The organism is Lactobacillus intestinalis (assembly GCF_024397795.1).
Classification (GTDB): domain Bacteria; phylum Bacillota; class Bacilli; order Lactobacillales; family Lactobacillaceae; genus Lactobacillus; species Lactobacillus intestinalis.
This window is the reverse complement of the sequence record NZ_CP072983.1, coordinates 1,614,384-1,630,579: the sequence shown is the minus strand read 5'-3', so window position 1 is coordinate 1,630,579 and position 16,196 is coordinate 1,614,384. Positions and strand designations below refer to the sequence as shown.

Annotated in this window: 17 protein-coding genes; 16 read left to right on the top strand and 1 reads right to left on the bottom strand. The window is 35.6% G+C overall.

The genetic code is table 11. The features are described 5' to 3' along the window. Nucleotides 1–13: 13 nt before the first annotated feature. From KBW87_RS07735 to KBW87_RS07685, 11 genes are all read left to right on the top strand, one after another. A complete protein-coding gene (locus KBW87_RS07735) occupies nucleotides 14–190 on the top strand; it encodes a hypothetical protein (protein ID WP_170207455.1) in 177 nt (58 codons plus the stop codon). 186 nt (nucleotides 191–376) lie between these two features. Next, a complete protein-coding gene (locus KBW87_RS07730; protein ID WP_057808999.1) occupies nucleotides 377–1,513 on the top strand; it encodes a YncE family protein in 1,137 nt (378 codons plus the stop codon). Between the two features lie 14 nt (nucleotides 1,514–1,527). Beyond that, the gene (locus KBW87_RS07725) at nucleotides 1,528–1,839 is read left to right on the top strand and encodes a hypothetical protein (RefSeq protein WP_083478830.1); all 312 of its coding nucleotides are present in this window, start codon (nucleotides 1,528–1,530) and stop codon (nucleotides 1,837–1,839) included. A gap of 142 nt (nucleotides 1,840–1,981) precedes the next feature. Continuing rightward, nucleotides 1,982–2,134, top strand: coding sequence for a teichoic acid D-Ala incorporation-associated protein DltX (locus KBW87_RS07720; RefSeq protein ID WP_057808997.1), 153 nt, complete (start codon nucleotides 1,982–1,984; stop codon nucleotides 2,132–2,134). A gap of 15 nt (nucleotides 2,135–2,149) precedes the next feature. Continuing rightward, the gene (gene dltA, locus KBW87_RS07715; protein WP_057808995.1) at nucleotides 2,150–3,664 is read left to right on the top strand and encodes a D-alanine--poly(phosphoribitol) ligase subunit DltA; all 1,515 of its coding nucleotides are present in this window, start codon (nucleotides 2,150–2,152) and stop codon (nucleotides 3,662–3,664) included. After that, nucleotides 3,664–4,899 (top strand): D-alanyl-lipoteichoic acid biosynthesis protein DltB, encoded by a 1,236-nt coding sequence (dltB, locus tag KBW87_RS07710; protein ID WP_057808993.1) that lies wholly within the window; start codon nucleotides 3,664–3,666, stop codon nucleotides 4,897–4,899. Before dltA ends, dltB begins: the two co-directional genes overlap by 1 nt. A 31-nt stretch (nucleotides 4,900–4,930) precedes the next feature. After that, on the top strand, nucleotides 4,931–5,170 hold the full coding sequence (gene dltC, locus KBW87_RS07705) for a D-alanine--poly(phosphoribitol) ligase subunit DltC (protein ID WP_004040012.1): 240 nt from the start codon (nucleotides 4,931–4,933) through the stop codon (nucleotides 5,168–5,170). Continuing rightward, nucleotides 5,163–6,452: a D-alanyl-lipoteichoic acid biosynthesis protein DltD gene (dltD, locus tag KBW87_RS07700; RefSeq protein ID WP_057808991.1), complete on the top strand. Its 1,290-nt coding sequence runs from the start codon at nucleotides 5,163–5,165 to the stop codon at nucleotides 6,450–6,452. The genes dltC and dltD overlap by 8 nt, the downstream gene beginning before the upstream one ends. Further along, nucleotides 6,452–7,396, top strand: a complete 945-nt coding sequence (locus tag KBW87_RS07695; RefSeq protein ID WP_057808989.1) for a serine hydrolase domain-containing protein — start codon at nucleotides 6,452–6,454, stop codon at nucleotides 7,394–7,396. The genes dltD and KBW87_RS07695 overlap by 1 nt, the downstream gene beginning before the upstream one ends. Nucleotides 7,397–7,655: 259 nt before the next feature. Further along, nucleotides 7,656–8,372, top strand: coding sequence for a DUF975 family protein (locus tag KBW87_RS07690; RefSeq protein WP_057808987.1), 717 nt, complete (start codon nucleotides 7,656–7,658; stop codon nucleotides 8,370–8,372). Between the two features lie 175 nt (nucleotides 8,373–8,547). Beyond that, the gene (locus KBW87_RS07685) at nucleotides 8,548–8,817 is read left to right on the top strand and encodes a hypothetical protein (RefSeq protein ID WP_057808985.1); all 270 of its coding nucleotides are present in this window, start codon (nucleotides 8,548–8,550) and stop codon (nucleotides 8,815–8,817) included. 27 nt (nucleotides 8,818–8,844) lie between these two features. On the opposite strand, the gene KBW87_RS07680 is transcribed toward KBW87_RS07685, so the two are convergent. Then, nucleotides 8,845–9,078, bottom strand: a complete 234-nt coding sequence (locus tag KBW87_RS07680) for a hypothetical protein (protein ID WP_004040025.1) — start codon at nucleotides 9,076–9,078, stop codon at nucleotides 8,845–8,847. Between the two features lie 115 nt (nucleotides 9,079–9,193). On the opposite strand from KBW87_RS07680, the gene KBW87_RS07675 reads away from it, so the two are divergent. The 5 genes from KBW87_RS07675 to KBW87_RS07655 all read left to right on the top strand — a co-directional run bounded on the left by KBW87_RS07675 (nucleotide 9,194) and on the right by KBW87_RS07655 (nucleotide 16,192). Then, on the top strand, nucleotides 9,194–10,513 hold the full coding sequence (locus KBW87_RS07675) for a PTS sugar transporter subunit IIC (protein ID WP_057808983.1): 1,320 nt from the start codon (nucleotides 9,194–9,196) through the stop codon (nucleotides 10,511–10,513). Further along, nucleotides 10,503–11,393 (top strand): alpha/beta hydrolase, encoded by an 891-nt coding sequence (locus KBW87_RS07670; protein WP_157055104.1) that lies wholly within the window; start codon nucleotides 10,503–10,505, stop codon nucleotides 11,391–11,393. Before KBW87_RS07675 ends, KBW87_RS07670 begins: the two co-directional genes overlap by 11 nt. A gap of 328 nt (nucleotides 11,394–11,721) precedes the next feature. Further along, entirely contained in the window at nucleotides 11,722–13,845 is a 2,124-nt protein-coding gene (locus KBW87_RS07665; protein WP_057808978.1) for an ATP-dependent Clp protease ATP-binding subunit, read from the top strand. A 123-nt stretch (nucleotides 13,846–13,968) separates the two neighbouring features. Beyond that, entirely contained in the window at nucleotides 13,969–14,706 is a 738-nt protein-coding gene (locus KBW87_RS07660; RefSeq protein WP_057808976.1) for a hypothetical protein, read from the top strand. 190 nt (nucleotides 14,707–14,896) lie between these two features. Continuing rightward, complete coding sequence (locus tag KBW87_RS07655) at nucleotides 14,897–16,192, top strand: amino acid permease (protein WP_157055107.1); 1,296 nt, start codon at nucleotides 14,897–14,899, stop codon at nucleotides 16,190–16,192. The last annotated feature ends 4 nt before the right edge of the window (nucleotides 16,193–16,196 follow it).

The following is a 16,196-nucleotide window of genomic DNA, read 5'->3' as shown; positions in this document are numbered from 1 at the left end:
GGAAAATTATATCATGAATAATATTATTTTAGATTTTGAAAAATTAATTGAAGGTAGAGCTCGCCATTTGGCTAAAGAAAAAAAGTATAGAGATAAGATTACTCCATCTAGTAATATGAGCATTTTTTGTACACATCAATATGTTACGAAGTTTGAATTCGAAGATGTAATGCATCAGCTTTTTAAGTAAAATTGTTATAAGTCAAAGGCAATTCACTCTAGCCAGATACTTTTTAATATTACGTATGGAAGTCGAATCTAACGAGATTTGACTTTTTCATTACTTAAAATAATTTAACTAGCATCGCACGTCTCTATTATTTTTGCGTATAATGTATTGAAAGTATTGGAATAACTAGAGAGGAAGAAAGTTGTCTTGAAGAAAATAGGCAAAATTTTGTTTCGCTTATTCTTAATATTGCTCGTCGTGTCAGGGATTGGAGTAGGAGGTTATTATGGTTATCAATGGTGGCAAAACCAGGAATTACAAAAAACACGCCCCACGGTAGTCAAAGCAAAAGATGGTACTAATACCAATGCCGCTTGGCATAAACTACCTGCATATCAAAAAGAACTGCGTCAGCGCTATTCTTTTATCAATAAGACGGCTAATTATGTTCCACCAAGAACTTGGGATGGAAAAGATGCAGTTATTCCAGGCCTCGTTTCAACTAAAAGCTATAATTTTGAAACTAAAAAGTGGGATACTGCCGATAGCATGACGCCACAAGGAATTACGGTTGCTGGAAAGTACATCTTGATTACCGCTTATGATGGTGCACATAAGCATGCTTCAGTTATTTATGTTTTAGATAAAAAAACGGGTAAATATATCAAAACAGTTCAGGTTAAAGGAAAACCCCACTTAGGGGGAATTGCCTATGACCCAGTTGCGAAGAATATTTGGGTAACCGGGTCGCTTGGTGATAGTTCCGCTTTGATGTCATTTACGTTGAAAACTCTAGAAAAATATAAAGAAAATGAGCATCTTCCTATTGAATACAATAATCAAATTTCAATTCCTAGTATGGAAAGAGCATCTGCTGTAACTTATTATGATGATCAATTATTTGTGGGATTTTTTAATATGTATGGTCACGGTCGAGTTGCAGCTTACTCAATTGCTCGCAGTGGAAAAAATAAGGGCTCAATTACTAATAATGAAATTAGAGCCGTGACGGGGGCCGTCGAATGGTCCGACCCTAGTGGTGAAACCTCTATGGATAAACAGATTCAAGGATTGGCTATTTATGACAATAAAATCTTCCTTAGTCAATCTTATGGAAGTGGAGATTCCAAACTTTATATTTTCCCAACATCCGCATTAAATGCTCTTGATGAAAAGAATGCGGAGCTGGTGATCGATATGCCGCCATATTTGGAACAAATTACCGCATATAAGGGTCAGCTATTGTGTATTTTTGAATCTGGTTCTAAAATTTATGCTAAGCCTCACATAATGATTATGGATAGAATATTATCCTTAAATATTAATGCATTATTTGGTAATTAAAGAAGGAAGGAATTATGGAAATTCAAAAGTACAACAAAAGACGTCTTTTTTGGTTGCGCTTTTCAGGCTGGTTCTGTTTATTGCCGGCAAGCGTATATTTAGCAATGTTGCAGAACTCTAGCGCACCATATTCTTATATATTTTTAGCTGAATTGGTTATAATTGTCATTTTTGCGGTATATTTACTATCGACAGCTAAAAGTAGTCGTTGGACAAAAGCTGGAAATATAATGAAGTTAATGATTTTTGCAATCATTTTTGTCTCATTTGTCATCTTTATTCCACTTTGCTTTGCATACTATAATTGCCGGAAGCAGAGTATGTAAAGCGCTTTTAGTAAAGAGATTAATGTTAATAGTATTTTGGCTAATTGTTTAAATTTGTTAAAATATTAGGTAAGTGCCTTTTTGCTACTAGTCATTGTAGTAGTATAGGCGTAAGTAAATCTATTGTTACTGAGGGAGAAATATGGAAAGAAAACAAAAAGTTGGCTCTCGGGGCAAGCAAGTTGGAATGTTTGTTCTGAAGACAATTATTTACTTTGCTATCCTAATGGCTCTAATTTATTTGTATGAATACAGTGGTCTTAACTCAGTTCACTTTATTTATAACGAATTCTAAGGTAGGTGCTATTGGATGATTAAAGATGTAATTAAGAAGATTGACGAAATATCAACAAGCGATCCAGATAGAATCGCTTACGATTATCTTGGTCAAACTAACACATACGGTGATCTTAAAAAGCGTTCAGATGCTTGGGCACATAAGATTGCTAGTTTGGATATTCCAGATAAAGCTCCAATCATGATTTGGGGTGGCCAAAACTTTGAAATGGTTGCAAGCTTTTTAGGATGTGTTAAGTCAGGTCATGCTTATATTCCAATCGCTAGTTATTCTAACGCTGAGCGTTTGACCATGATTCAAGAGGTGTCTAAGTCAGAAGTAGTTTTAGCAATTGATGAATTGCCAGATATTGATTTGAATGGCGTTCAAGTTGTTAAGCCTGATGAAGTTGAAGATGGAAATTACGATATTGACGAAAAGAACTTCGTTGAGGATGATGATAATTTCTACATTATCTTTACTTCAGGAACTACTGGTAAGCCTAAGGGAGTTCAAATTAGTCATAAGAATTTACTCAGCTTTGTAAACTGGGAATTGACTGATTTTGATTTACCTGAAAATCCTAGTTTTTTGGTTCAAGCTCCATATTCATTTGATTTATCAGTAATGAGCCTTTACCCCGCACTTGTTGCCGGGGGAAAACTAGTAGTCTTACCACACGATGTAACTCAAAACTTTGCGCAATTGTTTGCTACCTTACCTAAGCTTCAATTCAATGTTTGGGTATCTACGCCATCATTTGCACAAATGTGTTTCTTAGATAGAACTTTTGACGGTGAACATCACCCAGATTTAACTCACTTCTTGTTCTGTGGAGAAGAATTACCACACAGTGAAGCAGCAATGCTTAAGAAGAAGTTCCCTAACAGTCATATTTTCAACACTTATGGCCCTACTGAAACTACAGTTGCCGTAACTCAAGTTGAAATTACTGATGAAGTTCTTGAAAAGTACGATCGTTTACCAATTGGTAGAGCTAAGGAAGACACTAGAATTACTATTGATACTTCCAAAGGTGATAAACCAGGTGAAGGTGAAATTATCATTGAAGGTCCTAGTGTTTCTAAGGGTTATATGAATAATCCTGAAAAGACCGAAGCTGCTTTCTTTAAGAAAGATGGCGATAAGTACTTAAGTTATCGTACTGGGGATGCTGGATTCTTTGATGGCGATATGCTCTTTTATCGTGGAAGAATTGACTTCCAAATTAAATTTAACGGTTACCGAATCGAACTTGAAGAAATCAATTTCTATTTAACTAAGAACGATTTAGTTCGTTACGGTGTCGCTGCACCTAAATACAATAAAGACCATACAGTTAAGCAAATTGTGGCTGAAATTGAATTAAAGGACGGCGTTCGTCGTAAGTATTCAGACGCGGAATTAACTAAATTAATTCGTGAAGATCTTGCTAAAAATGTTATGCCTTATATGATTCCACAGCGTTATGTATATCGGGATGCATTACCAATTTCACAAAACGGTAAAGTGGATATTAAGGCTGTCATTAAGGAGGTTAATAAGTAGTGAATTTTAATTTCATTAACTTACAACCTTATGCAAATCCACAATACTTCATCTATTTGATGATTGCTTTAATTCCAATGATCATTGGTCTTTATCACGGCAAACGTTTTAAGACTTATGAAGCAATCTTTTCATTGGTATTCTTGTTCTTAATTTTTGATGGTTCTCACTGGCAACAGGGAATAAATTTATTGGTTTATTTAGTATATGAATTTGCCATTACTTTCTTTTATCAGAATTATCGTCAAAAAGAGAATAAAACTTGGGTATTTTATTTAGCCGTAATTTTGGCAATTATACCCCTCTCAATAGTTAAAGTATTGACTGCATTTCCAGTTAAGAGTATTCCATTCGTTATTGGATTCTTAGGTATTTCTTACATTACGTTTAAGAATGTTCAAGTAATCATGGAAATGCGAGACGGAGCAATTAAAAAGGTTGATCCTCTCACCTATGCAAGATTCTTGCTATTCTTCCCTACAATTTCATCAGGTCCTATTGATCGTTATCGTAGATTTAAAAAGGACTTTGATAAAGCGCCAAGTAGGGATGAGTACATTACTGACTTGCAATTTGCGGTTAGATATTTATTCCAAGGATTCTTGTACAAATTTATAATTGGTTGGTTCTTTGGAACTTATTGGCTTCCAAAGATCAGCCAAGCCGCACTTCTTGCCGGAAATGCGAATGGTGGTTTGAAGCTTTCATGGTGGGTTGTAGCTTATATGTACTGCTACAGTATGTATTTGTTCTTTGACTTTGCAGGTTATTCATTATTTGCAGTGTCAATTTCCTACTTCATGGGCATTCATACCCCAATGAACTTTAATAAGCCATTTATTTCCAAAAACATCAAAGATTTCTGGAATCGTTGGCATATGACACTTTCATTCTGGTTCCGTGACTACATTTACATGCGCTTTACTTTCTTTGCAATGAAGAAAAAGCTCTTTAAGAATAGAATCAGATTGTCACAAGTATCATATTTTCTATTATTCTTAATAATGGGATTCTGGCACGGACTTACGTGGTATTATATTGTGTATGGTATATTCCATGCCACTGCGATCTGTATCAATGATGTATGGCTAAGATTCAAGAAGAAACACAAGGGACAAATTCCACACAACAAGTTTACGGAATGGTTCGCTATTTTCTTAACTTTCAATGTAGTATGTTTCAGTTTCTTGATTTTCTCCGGATTCCTTAGCCAATTATGGTTCGGATGGCAATAAAATATAGTTTAGTGAATAGAGGTTTTTAATTATGGATACAAAAGCAGAAGTTTTAGACATTTTAAACGATTTAACTGGTGAAGATTTGTCAGATCAAATGGACGAAAACATTTTTGACAATGGTTTGCTTGACTCAATGGCAAGTGTTCAAATGCTTTTAAGTTTACAAGAAAAGTTCGATATTGATGTTCCAGTTTCAGAATTTAACCGTGCTGAATGGGATACCCCAGCTAAGATTGTGGCAAAGGTGGAAAGCTTAGAAAATGAGTAATAAACGCCGGCTGTGGCAAATTTTTGGCCCAGTTCTTTGCGCTTTTATATTGCTGATCATAGTATTCCTTATTCCCTGGGAAAGAACTTTCTCAAAGGATTCTATTTTCCAAGCAGCTAATTCACAGACAACTACTGTCTTCAAGGGTGTAAAAATGAAGCAAGAAGCCTACGAAGATGGCTATGTACCATTTTATGGTTCTAGTGAATTATCCAGAATGGACCCGCTTCACCCAAGCGTAATCGCTGAAAAGTACAAGCGTAATTATCGTCCATTCTTACTTGGTGGGCCAGGTAGTCAAAGCTTGGCTCAATTTGTGGGAATGCAAGGTACTAGTGAACAACTTAAGAATAGAAAAGCTGTCGTCATTATTTCACCACAATGGTTTACAAAACAAGGTCAAAACCCTCAAGCCTTTAGCTTGTACTACTCTCCGCTTCAAACAACTATGTTTTTACTCAAAGCTAAAAACAATAAGGCGGACCGTTATGCAGCTCAACGTTTGCTTGATATGCCAGATATTAAGGCGGGAATTATCAAGTCAGGCTTGAAGAAGATTGCGGCAGGTAAAAAATTATCTAGTTGGGATCGTTTCTTGTTACAAGGTCGTCGTCAAATGTTAGCTAATGAAGATACTTTCTTTAGTTCATTCCAACTTCGTGACCGTGTACAAAAGATTCGTCGAAGAGCTAAGCTTTTACCTGATAAATATTCAGTTGCAGCTTTGAAGAAAGTCGCTGATGAACAAGCAGAAATGCATACTAATTCCAATAATTTGGGAATTGACAACACTTTCTACAGAACGCGTCTTTCTAAAAAGGTGCTAAAGAAGTTAAAGGGTAGTCAACGAAACTTTAACTATACTCAATCTCCTGAATACGGTGATTTCCAATTGATGCTTAACCAATTTGCTAAGCAACACACTAATGTGTTGTTCATTATTCCACCAATTAATGCAAAATGGGCTAAATACACTGGTTTATCTCAATCAATGTATCAAGAATCCGTTGCTAAGATGGAAAAGCAATTGACTAGTCAAGGATTTGAAAACATCGCTGACCTTTCCAAGGATGGCGCTAAGAAGTACTTCATGCAAGATACTATTCACCTTGGTTGGAATGGTTGGATTGCAGTAGACCAAGCGGTTAAACCATTTATGGCATTGCCAAACCGTAAGTATAATTATGATTTGAATAATTACTACTACTCTAAGAATTGGCAAAACAAAACAAACGTTAAAAAAGTAGATTTATCTAATAAAGAACGTTTAAAAGACAAGTAGTGCGACAGGCAATTCATCGTCTGGGCATTAAGGGATCTGCTTTAGTAATTAAAGATGGGATTCCATGGTTAAATTATGCTACTGACAATAAGACTGACACTAGTTATTTGATCAATTCTGTGCAAAAATCAATGACTGCGACGATGGTAATGCGTGAGGTAGAAAAGGGTAAGCTTTCACTTGATGATAGTTTAAGTGAGTTTTATCCTACTGTACCTGGTGCAGAGTATGTCAAGATTCGCAATTTATTGAATATGACATCTGGACTTGATATTCAACCTGGTAAAAAGTTAGGCACAAAGAAGTTTATTTCTGATAAAAAGAATATTGACCATGATGTTAAATACACAGTTTTTGATAAAAATATGCTTGGGAAATGGCATTATACCTCTGTGAACTATGTTTACTTATGTGGCATTATGTCGCAGCTTGAGAATAAATCTTATGAGCAATTATTCAGAGAAACCTTTATTCAGCCACTGAATTTAAAGCATACTGAATTCTTGTGGTCGAGTAAGGCTAAACTTAAAAAGAGTAATTGGGTGCCAGGGCATGAATATGTCGACGGTGAATTTGTAAGAGTAAAGCATTCTAAAGCTGTTAAGGCAGCCCATAATGAATTAGGTGCAGGTTCGATTGTAATGTCAAACCATGATCTAGCAAAAACAATTAAATATATCCTGACAGGTAATGTATTGACTAAACAAAGTCGTGATATCTTGTTTACTGGAAAGGCTCCAAGTTATTACAATGGTGGTTTCTATAATAAACCACAATTTAAAGTAGCAAATGGTGCTGGTGAAGGTTATTACACCTTTATGCGTTCGACTAAGGATGCACAAACTATGATAGTAATTCAAAATAATCATACGACTAGTGGTAAGTTTAGAGAAATGAAAAAACGTGTCACGAGCATTATGTCAATGTTACTAACAATGGATTAAAGAAGAGCAAGGGAAGCCCTTGCTCTTTTAGTATGTAAGAGTTGTTTTTTAATAATTTGAATGCTAAAATCTTCTTGTACCGTTACTGGTAGTAGTCATTTTCTCCGGTAGCGAAAATGTTATCTTCTATATGTGGTCAGAGGTAACGGTACACACTGTGTGAGCCTAGTTCCGTGTTGGTGGAATTAGGCTTTTTTAGTGCAAAAATTGAACTTTGGGTTAGAATTAGGGGAGAGAATAATTTTTTGGAGGATAAATTATGAGTAGAGCAGAATTAAAGCAAGAGGCAAAGAATCAGCTTCGTGGTAACTGGTTATGGGCTGTGGCCTTATCCTTAGTTGCTTCGATTATTATTTATATAGCCCAAGATATTGTAAATTATGCTCAAACTGGACGTGATCGAGTATATGATGTTATCTATAAAACAATTCATGACACGTTTTATTACACTTATGTTCAAAATCCGTTTTCTACTTGGGGATGGAACTTGTTATCAATTATCTTAAGTTTGTTTATTGGGATGATATTGTGGAGTGTAGCCTATACTATCTTGAAATTTAGAGATAGTGGTGAAACCCCGAATATCTTTAAAGGGATGTTTTCTGCTTTTACCGCAGGTAAATTCCTCTCAACTCTATTAACCTACTTATTGTATGAGATTTTCTTGATGTTATGGTACATCTTATTAGTAATTCCTGGAATTGTAAAATCTTATTCCTATTCCATGACGCCATACATTATGAAAGATTTATATGACTCAGGCAAAACACCTACAGCTACTGAGGCTATTACTAAGAGTCGTGAATTGATGGATGGTCACAAGACTGACTTATTTGTTTTGGATTTGAGTTTTCTTGGATGGGCAATTTTAGGAATTGTAACGGCTGGAATTGGCTTTATCTGGATTACTCCATATTATCGTCAAACCAAGGCTAATTTCTATCGTAAACTTGCTGGAGATCAATTTCTTAAATAAAATATATTTTTAAGTGTAAAAACATAAAATAAACACCGCTTTCTATATAATTTAGGTAGAAGGTGGTGTTTTTTATGGATAAAGAAAAGAAAAAGACGTATCCAGATGAAGAAGTTAGAGGCGATCGAGCTAAAAAGGCAACTTTAGTCAATAAGAAAGATGGGTGGGAGAAAAAATGATAGAATTAAGATTTTCCCCACAAGCAAAGAAAAAGTACGATATATTAACTGGTGCACAAAGAACATTCATAGATCATGGCTTAGATCATCTGAAAATAGATAAATTGGGAATTTCCCGGGAAATGGTAAATGAAGAATTAGGAATGAGAATTCTATTTACTAAAAAGGATAATTTGGTTGTGGTTGATAAAATTATTACTGATGCAGCTCATGATCGGGCTGCTTATCCTGAAGCGCAACAACGAATGATGGATTGGAATAATTAAAAAAGCCCCTCAGGGGCTTTTTATTGCTTATAAATTCCAATCTTTATGGATATTGTTTTGCAAGATTTCATCTAGAAACTTAGATGGTTCTTTGCCGGAATTTTTCAAAGCGGCTTTAACTTCATTTGGGGTAAGCTTATTTACGATGTAATCTTTAAGGGCTTTGTTAGCGAGCTCATTAAAATCAATTCCAGTATCTTCAATATATTTGGTGACTAATGTTTGTGTTGTTTCGTTTAATTCAATTTTTTTCCGTGCCATAATTTCACCTCTAAATAACTTACCTACATTATATCATTTTGCTAAGGATTGACTATTTTTCTAAGTTTTGCAGTACTATAATTAAACTTATTATGTAAAAAAGGAAAGAATACAAATGATAGATAGAGTGACTCAAGTATTTGTTTGGCTGAGAAGACGGTCATTTTTTAGAGTAGTACAACGGACACTAGTAATGCTGATGCCGGTGGCAACAATAGGAGCTTATTTTCAATTATTAAAAGATGGTATCTTTTCACCAGATAGTTTGATTTACAATATTTTTAACTTTGATTATACGATGCCAGATGTATTTTGGAATGCTGGAAATGCTGTTAGTGCTGGAATGGTCAAGGTGACTTTTGGGATTTTTGGAATTTATGCGGCTTATTTTTCGGCAGTTTATACCGCAAGATTATATAAAAAAGATTCTACGATGGCGGGGATTGCTTCCGTAATCGTAATCACTTTTTGTTCATATTTAAGTGAATTTAGTCGCTCTAACTCTATGCAGGCTAATTTTTATTCTAGAATTTTGAGTATTAATGGAATCTTACTCGCCTTGTGTGTGGGCTATATTGTGGGTCAAGTATTTCATTTTTTGGGTAAAAATTATGTCCCTTCACGCACTGAACATGTTTTAAGAATCCAACACCGAGCCTGGAACGCCCTCTTGCCTACAATTGCTTCGGTAGCTTTGGGGCTAGTTTTAGGGGTAATTATCTATTTGTTCAAAATTAGACTTCTTGATACTTATTACTTTAAGTCAATTATTAGTAGTTTAGAAAATTCAAACAATTTGTTGATAATCATTCTATTAACAATGCTGACATCATTTTTGTGGTGGGGTGGAATTGGTTATCCACTTACTTCACTTACCACCTCTACTAATAGTGGGGCAGCTTTAGCGAATATGAATTATGCCCTTCGTCATGGAAATGCTCAGGATGTCCCATATAAATACTTAGGTAGTTCAATGGTTCACTCTTATGGGATTATGGGAGATGCAAGTATTGTGTTGGCTTTGACAGTTGTAATCTTAATTTATACTCATAATCGAGAAATTGAAGCGGTAGCTAAAGCAAACTTGCTGCCAGTGGCTTTTGGATCTCCTAACGGCCTATTTATTGGACTACCTATTTTATTAAATCCTATTTATTTATTGCCATGTTTGTTGATCCCTGCCTTGAATGAACTTATTGCAGCTGGAGCAATAAGTTTGCGATTAATTTCTCCAAGTGTATATCCTGTTTTGTCTGGGACGCCAGGAATTTTGATTTCCTTTTTTGGATCTAATGGAAATTGGCCGACTTTCATTTTTACACTTTTACTGTTTACTTTAGATGTAGTGTTGATGATTCCGGTTATTCAAATTGGCCAGCGAATTGCAGAAAAGTTAACTGTCTATGATGAGGAAGAGGATCGTTATGCTAAATAAATCCAATATAAAATGGTTGATTGTAATTTTTGCAATTATGGTGGCTTTATCCATTCCAGCCTATTCTTGGATGAAAAAGACCAACCATGATCGAGCAGAGCGTCGTAAATCTTTGGTGTCACCAATTGTAATGGTTCCAGGCTCCAGTGCAACGACTGAGAGATTTAATCCTTTAATTACTCTCTTAAATAAAGATACCCAGCATCCACATAGTGTTTTAAAGGTAAAAGTAAGTACGGATGGCAAATTACATTATTCTGGATCTATTAATCGTGGAGATAATGAACCAATTATTGTGATTGGTTTTGAGAATAATAAAGATGGCTATAATAACATTAAAAAGCAAGCTCAATGGCTAGATATGGCGTTTTATCAAGTGTCGCAAACTTACAAGTTTAATAATTTTAAGGCTTTTGGTCACTCAAATGGAGGACTAGTGTGGACGTATTGGCTAGAGCATTATTATGCAGATTATAATTCTGAAATTAAAATAAAAAGATTGATGACCTTGGCCTCTCCGTTTAATTTTAATGAAAGCAATATTAATCATAAAACGCAGATGTTGAGTGATTTTATTAAATATAAGAAGCGAATTCCTAAATCGCTTATTGTTTATTCTTTAACTGGTGGAGAAAGTTATGAATCAGATGGAATTGTTCCTGAAGCTAGTGTGGCTGCAGCTAAGTATGTTTTTCAAAATCAAGTAAAGAGCTTTATGGAAATCACGGTAACTGGGGCCGGTGCAGGACACTCGGATTTGCCACAGAATAAGCAAGTGGTTGAAGTGATGAAGCAATATTTGTTACAGAAGAAAGTTCCAAATCCAGTTCCAAAAAATGATATTAATCAAAAACGAATAAAGAAAAGTAAGAAGAAATAAGTAAGAGTCTGAGATTGGTCTCAGACTCTTTTTATATTCGAGTGTTTTTATATTGTTTTCTAGTTATTCAGTGGTACACTTGACGTGTAGAAACTGTTGGCGTATACACGAGTTTTTTCATGTTGCTTGTGAAGCGTCTAAAGTCTTGCCACAACAATATCTAACTTGTTTTAATCAACAACTTTAACAAACTATAAAAAATCTGTGGAAAACTTTTCAAAAAATACTTGCAATCTGTGGAAAACTTGCTATACTATAAATATAAGGTTTAGCACTCGACTAACTAGAGTGCTAAAAATACAATTTGAAGTAGGGAGTGTTTGCGAATATGGCATACTTTAACAATGATTTCGACAACTTATTTAACGAATTGAACAGTTCATTCTTTAATGATGATTTTGGAAAATCAAATGGTTCAATTCCAATTCATTACTCAAGCAATATGAGCGGTGCAACTCCACAAACTATGCAACAAGTTCCTCAAGGACAAAAAGAAAAGCCAATTGGTGTGGACTTAGTAGAACAAGCTAAGAGCAACAAATTTGACCCAGTAATTGGCCGTGACGAACAAATTGACAATGTAATTGAAATCCTTTCAAGAAGAAAGAAGAACAATCCTGTATTAATCGGACCTGCTGGTGTTGGTAAGACTTCTATCGTAGAAGGTTTAGCACAAAGAATTGCAGAAGGCAATGTTCCAGCTAAGATGAAGGATATGCACATTATCGCTGTTAACATTAACGATATGGTTGCAGGTTCTAGTCTTCGTGGTAGCTTTGAAGAAAGATTAAAGAAGGTTATTGACAAGGCTAAGAATGATCCTAACATTGTATTGTTCATTGATGAATTACACAACATTGTTGGTGCAGGTTCTACTGACTCTGAAACTAACAATGGCGATGCTGCTAACATTTTGAAACCAGCACTTGCAAGTGGTGACCTTAAGTTAATTGGTGCCACTACTACTAGTGAATATCAAAGAATTGAAAAGGATCCAGCACTTGCTCGTAGATTCCAACCTGTTCAAGTTCCAGAACCTTCAATTCAAGTTGCTATTAAGATTTTGGAAGGTCTTAAGGACAAGTATGAAAAGTTCCACCATGTAAAATATGATGAAGATGCTTTGAAACTTGCTGTTGAATTATCAGAAAGATACATTCCAGACCGTTACTTACCAGACAAGGCAATTGACTTGATGGATGAAGCTGGTGCTAAGAAGGCTCTCTTAGTTGAACCTGCAGATGAAGAAAGTTTACAAACTCACATTCATGCACTTGAAGCTAAGAAGGCTGAAGCTGCTAAAGCAGAAGACTATGACAAGGCTGCTGAACTCAAGAAAGAAATTGACAAATTACAAAAAGAATTAAAGCATGTAGACAAGGTTGAAACTCCAGTTGTAACTGCTAAGGATATTTACCGCATTATTGAACAAAAGACTAATATCCCAATGAGTGAATTACATGCTGACGAAGCTCAAAAGAACTTAGACTTAGCTAAGAAATTAAAGAGCGTAGTTATTGACCAAGACAAGGCAATCGATGTAATCACTGACGCTATTGCTCGTAAGCAAGTATTCAAAGACAGCGACAGACCTACTGGTTCATTCCTTCTTACTGGACCTACTGGTGTTGGTAAGACTGAACTTGCTAAGCAATTAGCAATCAACGTCTTTGGTAACAAGGATCACTTCGTACGTCTTGACATGTCAGAATACCAAGACCAAATGGCTGTTAACAAGTTAATTGGTTCAGCTCCAGGTTACGTTGGTTATGGCGAAGGTGGTCAATTAACTGAAAAGGTTCGTCACCAACCATACAGTTTAATCTTGTTCGATGAAATTGAAAAAGCTAACCCACAAGTCTTCAACGCACTTCTCCAAATTATGGATGACGGTCGTTTAACTGACGCACAAGGTAGAACTGTTTCATTTAAGGATACTATTTTGATCATGACTTCAAACGCTGGTTTCTCAGACAAGCTTTTGAAGGATGGCAAGGTAGACCAAGATAAGTTGATCTCAGCTCTTGAAAACTACTTCAGACCTGAATTCTTGAACCGTCTTGACGCTATTGTTCCATTCAACTCATTAAATGAAAAAGACATGGATAAGATTATTGACATTTACTTGAAGAGAATGTCACACATGTTAGCTAAGAAGGGCGTAGAAGTAACTGTATCAGACCAAGCTAAGAAAGTTATCGCTGAAAAAGGTTATGACAAGAAGTTTGGTGCTCGTCCACTTAGAAGAGTTGTAGAACAAGATCTTCAAACTCCAATCGCTAAGTTGATCATGAAGGAACCTGAAACTAAAAAGATCGAATTTACTGCTGACAAGAAGCATTTGTACATGAACGGTAAATCAATCTTAGACTTGGTTGCTCCAGCAGAAGTAGCAGACGGTGAAATTAAAGAACCTAAAGACAAGAAAGTCGAAAAAAAGGCTGACAAATAATTAATAACCAATTCTAACTACTTAAACTAAAAGGATATTCCCCAGGGAATATCCTTTTTTGTTGTCTTCAAACTTGTATAATTATTATAGGTAAAAAGTTTATTTAGTTTGGGGATAAGAATTATGCATACTAATCGTTTTGAGTTTGCAGTTAAGATTGTTTTGACGATTTTATCAATTATTGATGGCTTAATTGCAATAATTATTAATTTTCCTGGAAAGACGACAGTCTTAGCTGTAATTTATGGCTTGCTCTTTTTCATTGCAGCAATTACTTTTTGGTTACTTAAAAGTCAAAAATGGGCTAAACCGGTAATGGAAATTGCTTTAGTTATTACCTTTGTGTTGTCACTTGCTCAATCAATGGCTGGGATTCCGTTGGGAATTCCGACTGATGGTGCAGGGTGGATTATGACGCGAGGAGTGTTATGTGCCCTTCCTGCCATTATTGGATTGATCTACTTCAATCTTGATAGCTTTAAAGATGGCCCTAATGTTCTTTTGGTATTTTTACATTTATTTATTACATTTGTTTTTTCCTATGTTGCGTTTTTGACGGTTATGGTTCTTGCAGTTAGTGGTGGTTCAATTGCAGGGATGCCTGATTGGGGACAAAATGTGACTATTTGGGGCTTCATTATTCTGGCAATTTTAGATTTAGTTTATATTGTTTTAAACTGGCTCAAGATTTACCGCGGGATGCTAGCATGGGTGCTCACGGCAATTGTCCTTCTGGGCTGGATTCCACTAGGTTATATGGCTGGTTTTTTGGTCAGCGATTTGTGGTGGTTAATCCTCTTAGCGATTGTGGTTATTTTTACTACTTATTGGAATAATCGAGTTAAAAATGATAATTTTTAGTAAATACCATTAATTTTAGTAATTGACAATTTTCATTAAAATTTTTATAATGAAAAAACAATTCAAGATTAATGAAACGGCGCCTTAGTAAAGTTTCGATTACTAGAGGTGCCTTTTTCATAAGGAGGCGCAGAATGTGGATAGCGAAGAGAATAAACTGAAACGAGGGCTTAAAAGCCGCCATGTTACGATGATTGCGATTGGAGGTGCCATCGGTACAGGACTGTTTTTGGGTTCTGGTTCGGCTATTCGCAGTGCTGGTCCTTCCATTATATTGTCTTATTTAATCGTCGGGATCATCACATTTTTCATGATGAGAGCCTTGGGAGAATTAATTTTAGCGGATACAAAAAAACACTCATTTTTAGATGCTGTTAAGGAATACTTGGGCGATCGCGTAGAATTTGTTGCAGGATGGACTTACTGGGCATGTTGGCTCAGTTTGGCGATGGCTGACTTGACCGCCACAGGGATTTATTTAAAGTATTGGTTCCCATCAATGCCACAATGGGTCGGGCCATTGGTAATTGTTGTGTTATTGATGCTCGTTAATATGGTAAATGTAGGACTTTTTGGTGAACTTGAAAGTTGGTTCTCAATGATTAAAGTTCTTGCCATTGTAGCTTTAATTCTTACTGGGGCTGTACTTTTATTGCTAGGAACAAAAGTAGAAGGGCGCCCAGTGTCCCTGCTTAACTTAGTAAATCATGGGGGATTTTTCCCAACTGGAGTTTGGGGCTTCTTCATGTCCTTTCAAATGGTAGTTTTTGCCTTTGTTGGGGTAGAAATTGTGGGGCTTACAGCTGGTGAAACTGCTGATCCTGAAAAAGACATTCCAAAAGCTATCAATACTTTACCAGTGAGAATTGGACTTTTTTATGTAGGATCAATGCTTGCAATTATGTCTGTTTATCCATGGGATCAAATAAAAACGAGTTCTAGTCCATTCGTGCAAGTTTTCGGAGCAATTGGAATTACAGGAGCAGCGGGAATTTTAAACTTTGTCGTTTTAACTGCGGCAATGTCAGCTACTAATAGTGCGATTTTTTCAACTAGTCGTTCACTTTACTCACTAGCTCGTGGTGGAAATGCTCCCAAGAGACTTGGTGAACTAAGTAATAAGGCAGTTCCTAATAACGCTTTAACCACTTCATCACTAATTTTGTTTGTTATCGTTATTCTGAATTATTTGATGCCAGCTAAAATTTTTGACATTGTATCTACAGTTTCAACTATCAACTTTGTGGTGGTTTGGATAATTATTATGTGGGCACACATTAAATATCGTCAAAAGAATAAAGATAATCTTGGCAGTTTTAGAATGCCAGGGTATCCAATTACGAGCTGGATTACAATTGTCTTTTATTTTGCAGTGTTAGTAATTTTATTCTTTATTCCTTCTACAAGATTGCCACTTATTTTATCGGCTGTCTTTATTGCAATCTTATGGGGAATCTATGGTTTTGTAGAAAAGCATAAAGCTTAAGGTT